At 65.3% G+C, this 12049-nt stretch carries 13 protein-coding genes; 8 read left to right on the top strand and 5 right to left on the bottom strand.

Annotated elements, in window-relative coordinates; translation table 11 throughout:
• Positions 1 to 43: 43 nt before the first annotated feature.
• Together AC3WJD_RS06860 and AC3WJD_RS06865 are read left to right on the top strand one after the other, a co-directional pair.
• Positions 44 to 1678, top strand: a complete 1635-nt coding sequence (locus tag AC3WJD_RS06860; protein WP_492745716.1) for a GMC family oxidoreductase — start codon at positions 44 to 46, stop codon at positions 1676 to 1678.
• A gap of 3 nt (positions 1679 to 1681) precedes the next feature.
• Positions 1682 to 2536 carry a sugar phosphate isomerase/epimerase family protein gene (locus AC3WJD_RS06865; RefSeq protein WP_492745718.1) on the top strand — a complete coding sequence of 285 codons (855 nt, stop codon included), beginning with the start codon at positions 1682 to 1684 and terminating at the stop codon, positions 2534 to 2536.
• Positions 2537 to 2611: 75 nt separating this feature from the next.
• On the opposite strand, the gene AC3WJD_RS06870 is transcribed toward AC3WJD_RS06865, so the two are convergent.
• Genes AC3WJD_RS06870 through AC3WJD_RS06885 form a run of 4 tightly spaced genes read right to left on the bottom strand, consistent with a single transcriptional unit; the run spans position 2612 to position 6015 of the window.
• Complete coding sequence (locus AC3WJD_RS06870; protein ID WP_492745720.1) at positions 2612 to 3325, bottom strand: SDR family NAD(P)-dependent oxidoreductase; 714 nt, start codon at positions 3323 to 3325, stop codon at positions 2612 to 2614.
• A 10-nt stretch (positions 3326 to 3335) separates the two neighbouring features.
• Positions 3336 to 4346 (bottom strand): NADP-dependent oxidoreductase, encoded by a 1011-nt coding sequence (locus AC3WJD_RS06875; RefSeq protein ID WP_492745722.1) that lies wholly within the window; start codon positions 4344 to 4346, stop codon positions 3336 to 3338.
• A gap of 4 nt (positions 4347 to 4350) precedes the next feature.
• On the bottom strand, positions 4351 to 4887 hold the full coding sequence (locus AC3WJD_RS06880; protein WP_492745724.1) for a nuclear transport factor 2 family protein: 537 nt from the start codon (positions 4885 to 4887) through the stop codon (positions 4351 to 4353).
• Between the two features lie 27 nt (positions 4888 to 4914).
• Positions 4915 to 6015: a nuclear transport factor 2 family protein gene (locus AC3WJD_RS06885; protein WP_492745726.1), complete on the bottom strand. Its 1101-nt coding sequence runs from the start codon at positions 6013 to 6015 to the stop codon at positions 4915 to 4917.
• 208 nt (positions 6016 to 6223) lie between these two features.
• On the opposite strand from AC3WJD_RS06885, the gene AC3WJD_RS06890 reads away from it, so the two are divergent.
• Together AC3WJD_RS06890 and AC3WJD_RS06895 are read left to right on the top strand one after the other, a co-directional pair.
• Complete coding sequence (locus tag AC3WJD_RS06890; RefSeq protein ID WP_492745728.1) at positions 6224 to 7030, top strand: ThuA domain-containing protein; 807 nt, start codon at positions 6224 to 6226, stop codon at positions 7028 to 7030.
• 86 nt (positions 7031 to 7116) lie between these two features.
• The gene (locus AC3WJD_RS06895) at positions 7117 to 7620 is read left to right on the top strand and encodes a hypothetical protein (protein ID WP_492745730.1); all 504 of its coding nucleotides are present in this window, start codon (positions 7117 to 7119) and stop codon (positions 7618 to 7620) included.
• A 189-nt stretch (positions 7621 to 7809) separates the two neighbouring features.
• Here AC3WJD_RS06895 and AC3WJD_RS06900 read toward each other — a convergent pair whose 3' ends face one another.
• Positions 7810 to 8559 (bottom strand): SDR family oxidoreductase, encoded by a 750-nt coding sequence (locus AC3WJD_RS06900; protein ID WP_492745732.1) that lies wholly within the window; start codon positions 8557 to 8559, stop codon positions 7810 to 7812.
• A 163-nt stretch (positions 8560 to 8722) separates the two neighbouring features.
• Here AC3WJD_RS06900 and AC3WJD_RS06905 point away from each other — a divergent pair, with 163 nt between their 5' ends.
• From AC3WJD_RS06905 to AC3WJD_RS06920, 4 genes are read left to right on the top strand one after another with little or no spacing between them, the layout of a single operon-like run.
• On the top strand, positions 8723 to 10045 hold the full coding sequence (locus AC3WJD_RS06905; RefSeq protein ID WP_492745734.1) for an aromatic ring-hydroxylating oxygenase subunit alpha: 1323 nt from the start codon (positions 8723 to 8725) through the stop codon (positions 10043 to 10045).
• The gene (locus tag AC3WJD_RS06910; RefSeq protein ID WP_492745736.1) at positions 10042 to 10443 is read left to right on the top strand and encodes a nuclear transport factor 2 family protein; all 402 of its coding nucleotides are present in this window, start codon (positions 10042 to 10044) and stop codon (positions 10441 to 10443) included. The genes AC3WJD_RS06905 and AC3WJD_RS06910 overlap by 4 nt, the downstream gene beginning before the upstream one ends.
• 29 nt (positions 10444 to 10472) lie before the next feature.
• Positions 10473 to 11234: an SDR family NAD(P)-dependent oxidoreductase gene (locus AC3WJD_RS06915; RefSeq protein ID WP_492745738.1), complete on the top strand. Its 762-nt coding sequence runs from the start codon at positions 10473 to 10475 to the stop codon at positions 11232 to 11234.
• A 15-nt stretch (positions 11235 to 11249) separates the two neighbouring features.
• Entirely contained in the window at positions 11250 to 12047 is a 798-nt protein-coding gene (locus tag AC3WJD_RS06920; RefSeq protein WP_492745740.1) for an SDR family NAD(P)-dependent oxidoreductase, read from the top strand.
• Positions 12048 to 12049: the final 2 nt, after the last annotated feature.

Here is a 12049-nt window from a genome sequence, read left to right on the forward strand (position 1 = left end):
CCGCGATGGTTTGGGCAGAAAAGCGATATCGCGGGAGAGGCTGGTGGGCGAACGCGCCGACTGTGCAGGCGAATATGACTATATCATCCTCGGCGCGGGTTCGGCGGGGTGCGTGCTCGCCGAAAAGCTGTCGCGCGATCCGCGCAACCGCGTGCTGCTGGTCGAGGCGGGCGGGCCGGACACGAGCCGCTGGATCCATATGCCCAAGGGCGTCGCGAAGCTGGTGGTCGATCCGGCGCACATCTGGGCCTATCAGGTCGAGCAGCCACGCCGCGCCGGCGAGGATGCGCACGAGGTGTGGATCAGGGGACGCGGCATCGGCGGATCCTCGTCGATCAACGGCATGATCTGGAGCCGGGGCGAGCCCGCCGACTACGACGCCTGGGGCGCGATGGGCTGCACCGGCTGGAACGGCAACGCGATGACCGAGGCATTCCGCGCGATCGAGGACCATGCCCTCGGCGCGAGCGCGACGCGTGGCAGCGGTGGCCCCGTCCATGTCGTGCCGGGGACCTTCCGTTACCCGCTGACACGCCGTATGATCGCCGCGGGCGTCGAGCTCGGCCTTGCGGAGACCGAAGATCTCAACAGCCGCACGGGCGGACGCGTCGGCTATTACAGCCACAATATTTGCCACGGCCGGCGGCAGAGTTCGGCCACGGCCTTTCTGAAGCCAGCCCGATCGCGCCTCAATCTGCACGTCGTGACCGACACGATCGCGCGGCGCGTGCGCTTCTCGAACAACCGCGCTTCGGGTGTGACGCTGAGCGGCGCGATCAACGGCGACGTCGGCTGCGTCGGTGAGGTCATCCTTGCGGCGGGGACGATGGAAAGCCCGCAGATCCTCGAGCGCTCGGGCGTGGGCGACGGCGCGCTGCTCTCGGGCCTCGGTCTCGCGACCGTTGCGCACAGCCCCGATGTCGGCAACCGGATGCGCGAGCACCTGTCCTATGCCATGCCTCACAGGCTCAAGCGCCAGGACGGCATCAACCGCAGCTTCTTCGGGATCGGCCTCGCGCGCTCGGCCCTCCAATATTACCTGACGCGCAGCGGCGCGCTGGCGACCGGCCCCTTCGAGGTCGGCGCGTTCGTCAATGCGGCGCACCCTGACGGCCGCACCGACCTGCAGCTCTATCTCGGCGGCTACACCTTTGCGCTGAGCGACGACAATCACCCCGTGCCGCTCAACAACATCGATCGCCAGCCCGGCATCTCGATCTATGGCCAGTTGCTGCGGCTCGAGAGCGAGGGCTCGGTGCATGTCCGGTCGGCCGAACCCCAAGGCGGGGTTGCGATCGCGCCCAACTGGCTTTCCACCCCTGCCGACCAGGAGGCCGCGGTCGCCTCGATCCGGTACATGCGCCGCTTCATGGCGCAGCCGTCGCTGGCGCGCGAGATCGCGGCCGAGCTGCTCCCCGGCGCCGAGGTACGCAGCGACGAGGCGCTGCTCGAAAGCTTCCGGACGCTTTCCACCTGCGGGCTCCACGGCACCGGCACGTGCCGGATGGGGGGTGATGAGGCATCCGTGGTCGATCCGCGCCTGCGGGTGCGCGGTGTCGAAGGTGTGCGCGTGGTCGACTGTTCGGTAATGCCCGGGCCTGTGACCGGCAACACCAATGCGCCCGCAATGGCGCTTGCATGGCGCGCGGCCGACATCATCCTCGAAGACCGGCGCTAGCCGATGGCAAGGCCCGAACTCATCGCCACCTATTTCACGCTGGCGGGAAATATCGGCCCCTTCGACGAATTCACGGTCAGCCCCCACTCGCTTGCCGCGCGCGCCGGTGCCGCGGCGGATGCGGGCTATCGCGGGATCGGGTTGGGCGTGCAGGACGTGCAGCACCTGCTTGAAAGGCACGGCGCAGCGGAGATCAACGCGATCCTCGACAGCAACGGCCTTGTCCACCGCGAACTGGAGGTCTTGCTCGACTGGTTCGCGGACGGCGAGCGCCGCACCGTTTCCGATGTGCAGCGGCGTATCCTGCTCGACGCCGCCGAAAAGTTGCGCGTGCGGCACATCAAGGTCGCGGGGGACCTGACCGGAGCGACCTGGCCCATGGACCGGCTGATCGAGGAGTTCGCACGGCTATGCGACGAGGCGGCCGAGGCGGGCACAGCGGTCACGATCGAGCTGTTCCCGACGTCCAACCTGTGCGAGCTCCAGGCGGGTCGCGCGGTGGTCGAGGGTGCGGGAAGGGCCAATGGCGGGCTGCTGCTCGACATCTGGCACGTCATGCGCGGACGGATCTCTATGGAAGGCATCGCGGCGCTGCCGCGCGGGATCGTCAACCATGTGGAGCTCGATGACGGCCCGATCGAGGCGCGGGGGGACTATTTGCAGGAAACGATAAATTGCCGCGTCGCACCGGGGGAAGGCGAATTCCCGCTATTGCCCTTTCTCGATGCGCTCGACGCCAGCGGCTATGACGGACTTTACGGCGTCGAGCTCCTCTCGGATGCCTATCGCGCGATGCCGGTCGCGATGGCCGCTACCCGATCCTGCGCGCCGACGCGGCTGCTCTTTGCCGATCGCTGACCTCCCTTTCACCCCTCCCTTGAAAGGGAGGGGCTGATATGAGTTGCTCCACGACTTCCAATTGAACTTAGCGCCCTAATTCTGCTGCATCGCCCCGCCGTCGGCATAGATGCCGTGACCGGTGATGAAACGCGCCTCTTCGCTCGCGAGGAAGGCGGCGAGCGGCGCGATGTCGTCGGGGGTGCCGATGCGGCCGAGCGCGGCCTTGTTGGTCCAATAATCGCGGAAGGACGGATCCTGTTCGAAGACGGGGCCGGTGATGCCTGTCAGGATCGCGCCCGGCTGTATGCAGTTCACGGTTATCCCGTCCTTGCCGAGCTCCGAGGCGAGCGCGCGGGTGAGGCCGAGGATCGCGTGCTTGGAGACGACATAGGCCGAGAGCCCGGGTGAGGCGAATTGCGAACAGGTCGATCCGATCATGATGATGCGGCCCTGATCCGAAGCGCGTAGCTGTGGAAGCAATGCGCGCGTGATCCGTGCGACCGCGTCGAGATTGATGCGAAGCGTGTCGTCCCAGAGCGTCTGGTCGGGGTCGTCGAACAGTCCGAAGGCGCTGATCCCCGCGGCGTTGACGAGGATGTCGCAGCCGCCCGATTGTTCGGCGAGCGCGGCTATGCGCACCGGGGCATTCTCGGCGGAAACGTCGATCGCAAGCTGGATTCCGGGGCCCTCGTTGCGATCGACCGCGATCACATTGACGCCGTCTTCGCTCAATCGCCGCATGATCGCCGCGCCGATGCCCGATGCGGCGCCCGTCACGACCGCGATCCTGCCCTTCAGTCCGCGCATCGAATCCCTTTCAAACGAGCTTCAGGATCAGCTTGCCCTGGTTGGTGCCCTCGAACAGCCGCATGAAGGCGGCATGGGCATTGTCGATCCCCTCCTCGACATGCTCGTCGAAGCGAAGCTTTCCTTCGGAGACGAGCTTCGCCATCGCCGCCGCGCCCTCGGCGAAGCGCGGGAGGTAGTCGCTGATCAGGAAACCCTGGATACGTGCGGACTTGACGATGAGTTGCCAGAGATTGCGCGTGCCGTAATGCCCGGTGTTGTATTCGGAGATCAGGCCGCACAGCCCGATCCGGGCCTCGCGGTTGATGTTGAGCAGCGTGGCATCGAGCCCAATGCCGCCGACATTCTCGAAGACGAGGTCGATACCGTCGGGCGCTGCCTCGGCGATCGCGGCGGCAAGCGCGGCGACATCCTTGCCGCGATAGTCGATCGCCGCATCGAAGCCGTAGTCTTGCGTCAAGCGCGCGCATTTCGCCGCGCCGCCCGCAATACCGATGACGCGCGCGCCCGCGAGCTTGCCGAGCTGCCCCGCAAGCGAGCCGACCGCGCCCGCTGCGCCGCTGATCAGGAATGTCTCGCCCGCACGCGGCTTCAGCACCTCATTGACACCGAAATAGGCGGTGAGGCCGACCGCGCCGAGCACCGAAAGATAATTGGTGACCTCGGGGACCGCATCGACGTCGATCGGGTTGGTGAAACCGCCCGTCTGCGCCACCGAATAATGCTCGATCTTGTTGAGCCCCATCACCCAGTCGCCGGGCTTGAAGCCCTCTGCCCTGCTCTCCTCGACGACGCCGACGGTGGTCGCGCGGACCGCATCGCCCAGCGCGACCGGGGGCAGGTAGCTCGGCGCGTCGTCGAGCCAGCCGCGGATCGCGGGGTCGAGCGACGCATAGTGATTGCGGATCAGGAACTCGCCGTCGCCCAGTTCGGGCGTCGGTTCGTCGCGCAGCTCGAAATCGCCGGGCTTGGGTAGCCCGCCCGGCCGGGCGATCAGGACGAAGCGGCGGTTGGCGGGCATCGACTCAGCGCCCCGAGGTGCCCGACGCCCAGTCGCGCGTCTGACTGAAATCGCTACCCTTGCGGCCCGAGAGATGGATCTTGTTCATCTGCTTCAGGATGTCGTCGGATGCGGGATCGGTGCGCGCCCAGTCGATCAGCTCGCGGCGCTTCGAAATCGCCCATTTCCCGCCGCGACATTCATACTCGTCGACATAGCGGCCCGCCATCAGCAGATCCTTGTCCGCGCCGTCCTCGACGACGCGGTGCCAGGCGAAGAAATAGACCTCGCCCGTCGCACGCTCGCCATCAACCTCGAGATCGACCTGGCCCACGACATGCTGGCTGCCGACGAGATCGGCGAGGAAGCCCTGTGCGAAGTCGGTATAGGCTTCGGGTCCGCCGCGCAGCAGCCCGCAATCGACATCGGCATCATCGTGAAAGGCGCTGCGCTGCAGCTTCCAGTCGAGCCGGTCCTGTCCGCGCATATAGGCGAAGATCGCCTTCTGGATATCGCGCCGTGCGGCGAGGTCGCGAACCTCGCGTTCAAGGTCGAAGGCCATGTCCCGTTTTTCTCCTCGAAATGCCCTTCAGTGCCACATGCCGTAGACCGGATCGTCGGGCCCTTGCTTGCCCTGGAGTTCCAGCGCCGAATACATGCCTTCGTCCATCACCTGCGTGCTTGGCTGCTTGATGCTCCAGTCCATGACGAAGCTGCGTTCCGCGATCTTCCATGTGCCGTCACGTTTCGCGAACCGGTCGATATAGCGCCCGCCCGTCAGCATCTCGGATCGGGTGCCGTCTTCCTCGGTCATAGTAGCGACAGCGACGACATAGGTTTCGCCCGCCGCCGTATCGCCGGTCACCTCGACCCACTGGTTGGCGATGCTGTGGAAGGTCTGGTTGAAGACGGCCTTCACGATCTTGCAGATCTCGGTCGCGAAGTCCTGGCCACTGCCGTTGAAGGCGCCGCTCACGACCGTGCTTTCGTCGTGGAAGATCGTCTTGAGCAGCGCCTCGTCGGCGCGGTCCACACCGCGGCAATAGGCCATGGTCAGATCGGCGATCTGTTGTTTCGCAAGTACGGCCTCGACAGTCGCCGGATCGGGAAGTTCGTTCCGCATCCCGCTTTCTCCTTCTGAAATTCGTTCCTTTTGCGCGCTTGCGAGCGCCAGCAGCGCCAAACCGGCATCGGCGGATCCCTGTCCGCCTTGCGGCACATGTGCCGCAAGCGGGCCGGGCGGGCCCGGCGTATATTCGCCGGGCCAGTTGGCATTCGCATCGAGCACATAGGTGCGGTGCGCCAGTCGCCACTCGCCGTCTCGTCGTTCGTGGCGATCAAGATAGCGCCCACAGATCAGCCGCTGTTTCACCGTTCCGTCGGCATCGGGGCTCTGGGCATATGCGACGACATAGCTTTCCGAGGTCGCGCGCTCGCCGTCGAGCCTGATCCACATCTGCGAGGTGCGATGGAGCGTGACCGGCTGGCCGCGCTGCGCGTTCACCAGGATCTCCGCGAATTCGCGCGCCGAACCCCTGAAGAAGCCGTAATCGACCGTCCCGTCGGCGTGATAGCAGTCCGCGAGCAGGTTGAAATCGGTGCGATCGATGCCGCGGCTGTGCTGCGCCAGCTTTGTGCGGATGGCCTGAAGATCGGCGACCCCGGCGATGGTGAGCGCGTCACCGCTCATGGGTTGATCGGATCCCCGGCCCTCGCCAATCCGTCGCGTGGCATGACCGGCATCTGGACTGGCTTGTTCACAATCGCTCTCCGTTGCGGCACAGAATCCCGCACCCATTGCCAGTCTATGGAGCGCGGATGGGGCGCGCGACTTGCGTTTCCGCTAGGTGCTTGTCCGTCGGGGCCGGCCGATATGCTGGGCGGCAGGGAGAGGAGCGATGCCGATCATCCATCATCACGCCGCGGTGCGCCTGCTGGTCGCGGTGCGCGGCCATCCCTTCGACCGCAGCGCGTTCGACGCGATCTTCCAGGACATGGACGGCGTCTCGGCAACGATGGTCGACCAGCCCGCGGCGGCGCTGCTGATGAACCCCGAGGGCATGCGCGGTTTCGACGCGCTGGTGCTCTACGACATGCCCGGCCTCGACTTCGAACATCCGACCGAAAGGCCCGGGATCGTCGAGCCCGACCCTGCCTTCAAGGCGGGATTCGAGGCGCTGCTGACCGAAGGCAAGGGCGTCGTCGCGCTCCACCACGCGCTCGCGGGCTGGCCCGGCTGGCCGGAATATGGCGAATGGCTCGGCGGCCGCTTCCTCTATCGCGCGTCAAGGCTTCGCGGCGAGGAGCGGCTCGACAGCGGCTATGCGCATGCGGTGGACTATGAAGCGAACAACGTCGCCCCCGATCATCCCGTGATGGCGGGCATTCCGCCGCGCTTCGCGATGACCGACGAACTCTATCTCGCGGAGGTCTTCGAGGGTGACGTGACCCCGCTGCTCCGCTCGTCGCATGAGTTCGTCGCCGCCAGTTTCTACAGCGCCACCGCGGCGCTCGAGGGGCGGATGTACGACAACAAGGGCTGGGCGCACCCGCCGGGTTCGAACCTGATCGGCTGGGCGAAGCGCGCGATCAACAGCCCGCTCGTCTATCTCCAGCCCGGCGACGCCCCGGCCGCCTATGACAATCCGCATTTCCGGAAGATTCTGCGCAATGCGATCGAGTGGGTGATTGCGGAAAGCCGGTAGGAGGTGAACTCACGTAGATTTTCGGCAGCGATAACAACTAAGAAATGACTCTCTGGGTATCGCAGTCCCAATAACGGGGGACGGATATGACGATGGGGCTCTTGGGAGCAACCGCTGGACCAATCGCGGTGGCAGTTGTGTATGCGCGGCAGGTCAAGCGTAATCCGGATGTCAGCGGGAAAAGCGTGCGCGTAGCCCAGTCTACGCTGGACGCGTACGAGACGATGCCGGCGCGCTGGTTCCATTACCTGTTGGCGAGCGCCTTCCTTGCGATGCCATTTGTTCAATATTTTTGGTACATTCGCGAACCGCATTGGATCGCTGTAATCCTCCCCCTTGCAGTGGTGGCGATCCTCCTCGTCATGGTTAACGTGTTTTCTCCCCGCGCAATTCGCAAATCCGAGCCTGCGGGTCAGGGATCGTTGCTCCTTATCGTTGTGGGCGCCGGCCTCTTGATTGCGCTCGCACTGCCGCGGACGGGCACATTGCTTATGTTGCAGGGCGCGCTGACCGACATTTTCGGGCTTATGCTCGCAAGCTCGGCGATTCCGTTTCAGCGCGCGCGATCAAGTGCTTCCTCAAGCGCGTGAATGCCTAACTCCGACGTCTGGTGACCATAAGATCCTCCCCAAGCTCGCTTGGGGAGGGGGACCATGCGCAGCATGGTGGAGGGGCAGGTTGCGGCATTGACCGGGTCTCCTTCCTCTCCACCGCCCTACGGACGGTCCCCCTCCCCGAGACAAGCTCGGGGAGGAATTTAGGCTCCGGCTAAGCTTCAATCACCCCATCGTCTCGCCATTGTCGATGACGATATGCGTCCCCGTGATCTGCCGGCCCTTGTCCGATGCGAGAAAGACGACGAGGTTCGCCACATCCTCGGGCTTGCCCTGGCCGTGCGCCTGGATCTGGTCGAGCCCCGCCTCGCCCTGCGGCAGCTGGGCGAGCGCGGACGCGGTCATCGGGGTCTCGTGCGCGCCTGGGACGATCGCGTTGCAGCGGATGTTGTAGCCCTTTTCCTGACAGTGCACCGCGATGCTGCGCGTCATCGCGAGGATGGCGCCCTTGGCGGCGGTATAGGCGGGGATCACGCCCACGCCCTTGATCGCGGCGACCGACGACATGTTGATGATCGATCCCCCGTCGCCCGATCGCGCCATCAGCGGGATAGCGTGATGGCAGCCAAGGAAGGTGCCGTCGGCCATCACGCGCATGTGCAGCTGCCAATCGGCGAGCGTGCAGTCCTCGATCGAGGCGAAGCGCACCATTCCCGCATTGTTGACGAGAATGTCGAGCCGCCCGAACTCCTTGTCGACGCGTGCGATGACGGTTTGCCAGCCCTCGTCGCTGGTCACATCGTGCTCGAGGAACAGCGCACCGGGGATGCTGCCGGCCACCTGCTGCCCGACCTCGGCCTTGACGTCGGTCAGCACGACACGCGCGCCCTCGGCCGCCAACAACCGCGCATCGGCTTCGCCCAGCCCCTGCGCCGCGCCCGTCACCAGCGCCACCTTTCCGTCGAGCAATCCCATCGATCGTCTCCTTCGGCCGCGATCCTAGTCGTCCACGCCACCGTCACCTCCTGCGATTTCGCACAGGTCGCACTAGCAGAAAGCCGAGTTTGTTCGGCTGCACAGCACGGTAGATTTGGCTGGATCACCGACTCCCTTGCGCAGGAAATCGAGAGGATACCCCGTGACGAAAGAGCATTTTCTCGGCCGCACACTGGAAGCCTATGACCCGCCGGTCCGCGGCGATAAGATAACGGGCGAGCGCTATTATTCGCCGGAATGGATGAAGGCCGAGTGGAAGCACGTCTTCACTCAGGTCTGGCACATCGGCGGCTGCCTCGCCGATCTCGAAGAGCCGGGCGACTGGGTCACGCACAATCTCGGGCGGGACAGCGTCCTCATGATCCGCCAGGAGAACGGCTCGATCCGCGCCTTCTTCAACGCCTGCATCCACCGCGGAAACCGGTTGCTCTGGTCCGACATGGGCAGCAGCGAACGGATCACCTGCTCCTATCACGGCTGGCAGTACGGCAGGGACGGCACGCTGTTGTTCGCTCAGGACGCGGAGGATTTCCCCAGCGGCAATCCCTGCGGCAAGGCGCATCTGACCGAGATCGCGTGCGAGACCTGGGGGCCGTTCGTCTGGTTCAACATGAACAGGACGGCGCAGCCCCTGCTCGAATGGCTCGCGCCGTTGCCCGACCAGCTCAAGGGCTACCGGATGGAGACGATGAAGAAGGTGCTCGACGTGCGCTGCGTCGTTCCCTGCAACTGGAAGATCATCCGCGACAATTTCAACGAGAGCTATCACCTGCCGACGCTGCATCCCGAGCTCGCCAGCTTCATCGACGACGAATATACCGATACCAGCTTCGAGATGTATCCCACTGGCCACAACCGGATGGTGCAAAAGGGATGTCATCCCTCCAAACGGCTCGACGTCCCCGACTCCATGCAGGCGCCGCTCGACGACCTGCTGCGCGAATGGGATCTTGACCCCGCCGATTTCGAGGGGCGCGCGACGCAGGCGCGGGTCGCGGTCCAGCAAGCGAAAAGGCGGCTTGGCCCCGAGCGCGGCTTCGTCAATCTGGACACGATGACCGACAGCCAGCTGACCGATTATTATCACTACACGCTCTGGCCCAACACCACGATCACGATGAGCCCCGACGGATTCCAGATCCTCCGTTCGGAGCCGCATCCGACCGACCCCGAACAGTGCATCTTCGATCACTGGTATCTGATGCCGCCCGCGAAGGACCGGACCGAAGTGGTGACGCCGGTGGGCGTGCGCCCCTTCGCGCATGCGGAACGGGAGACCGTGATCTATGGCGAGGCGACGCTCGGCTATGTCGCTGACCAGGATATGTCGGTTGCGGTCGGGCAGCAGCAGGGGTTGCACAGCCTCGGTTACAAGGGCGGGATCATCTCCGGGCAGGAAAAGCGGATCCAGCGCTTCCATGAACTGCTCAACGATGCCTGCGGCATTCACGGCGAAATCGAATGAGCGAATGGGAGGACCGCGTCGCCATCAATGACGTGCTTGCCCGCTATGGCGACGGCGTGAACCGGCGCGACGCCGAACTCTGGGGCAGCGCGTGGGACGAGGAGGCCGAATGGTTCCTCTTCGATCCCGAACCCGTCAAGGGCAAGGACGCGATCGTCGCGGCGTGGAAGGCGGCGATGGAGGGCTTCCCCTTCGTCGTGATGCGCGTGACACAGGGGTCGGTGACGGTCAGCGGCGATCGCGCCGAGGGCCGTTCCTATACCAGCGAGACCGCCGAGACTGCCGACGGCAAGAAACTCCGCGTGCTCGGCACCTATGAAGACAGCTACCGCAAGCGCGACGGCCGCTGGGGCTTTTCACGCCGCAAGTTCACGATCCTGAGGAACGAGCAATATTGACCGCCCCGGGCGGCAAGAGAGGAGCAGCTATGGGACGTCTCGAGGGCAAGGTCGCCGTCATTCTCGGCGCATCCGACGAGCGCAGCATGGGCGCGGCGACCGCGCGGCGCTTTGCCGGGGAAGGCGCGAAGCTCGTCCTTGCCGCGCGCCGCAAGGAGGCGGTGGAGGAGATCGCGAAGAAGCTCGGCGGCATCGGTGTCGGGTGCGACATCACGAAGGAGGCGGATATTGCCGCGCTCGCCAAGGCCGCGGTCGATACCTATGGCGGGCTCCATGCTGCGGTGAACTACGCCGGGGTTCCGGTCAGCGAAACGATCCTTGAATCGACGCCGGAGAACCTCAAACTTTCAAGCGATGTGCACTTCGTCGGCACGGTGCTGTTCATGAAGCACATGGCCGCGGCGATGACCGGCGGCGGTTCGATCATCACCACGTCCTCGCTGACCGTGCTCGCGCAGGCGCCGGGCTATGCCGCCTATGCCGGGGCAAAGGGCGGGGCCGATGTCGCGGTCAGGATCGCGGCCAACGAGCTGGGGGAACGCAATATCCGCGTCAACAGCATCGCCCCGGGCTTCACCAAGAGCGCGATGACCGAGGATTATTTCGCGATGGAGGCCGTTACCCGCGCCTTCATCAAGGAAATGCCGCTCGGGCGCTTCCCGACCGTGGAGGACATTGCCGAGGTCGCGCTGTGGCTCGCGAGCGACGAGGCCTTCGTGACGGGGCAGCGCATCGATATCACCGCGGGACAGGCGCTGCGCCGCGTGCCGCTGGCCAGCGAATATGTCTGAGAAGGAGCAGGGGCGATGGATCGGCTGAAGGACAGGAAGGCGCTCGTCGTCGGCGCCGCGGGGCGCGACAATATGGGTCAGGTGATCGCGCGCCGCCTCGCCGCCGAGGGCGCGAAGGTCGCGGTCGCGGGGCGGCACATGGACGTGCTCGAAGACCTTGCGCGCGAGATCGGCGGCGTCGCGGTCGAGGGCGACATGACCGCGCGCGACAGCATCTTTGCGATGGTCGATCAGGCGAGCCGCAAGCTCGGCGGGCTCGACATCGCGGTGAACGCCACGGGCTGGGGGCTGCTCAAGCCCTTCCTCGAGACCACCGACGACGAGCTCGACCGGATGTACGCGCTCCAGCTGCGCGGACCGTTCCAGCTCTTTCAGGCGCTCATCCCCGCGATGGAAAAGGGCGGCTCGATCATCCAGATCAGCTCGGCGACCGCCACGATCCAGTTCCACGACCACTATGCCTATATGGCGACCAAGGCGGGCACCGATCATCTCGTCCGCTGCGTCGCCAACGAGTTCGGCGATCGCGGCATCCGCGTGAACTCGATCTCGCCGGGCGTCACCGAAACGCCGATGACCGCCGAGGCTGGGGCGGTGCCCGGGGTCATGGAGGCTTTCATCCCGGGTTATCCGCTCGGACGCTATGGCACCAAGGACGATATCGCGGCAGGCTGCGTATTCCTCGCCAGCGACGAGTGCTTCATGACCGGGCAGAACCTGCAGGTGAACGGTGGGCTCACGCTGCGCCGCAATCCGACCAAGGAGGAAATCGAGGCATCGGTGATCCGCGCCACCTCGGCAGCGGCTGCCTGACG

Source organism: Sphingobium sp. FW306-1B-F04DB (assembly GCF_058781925.1).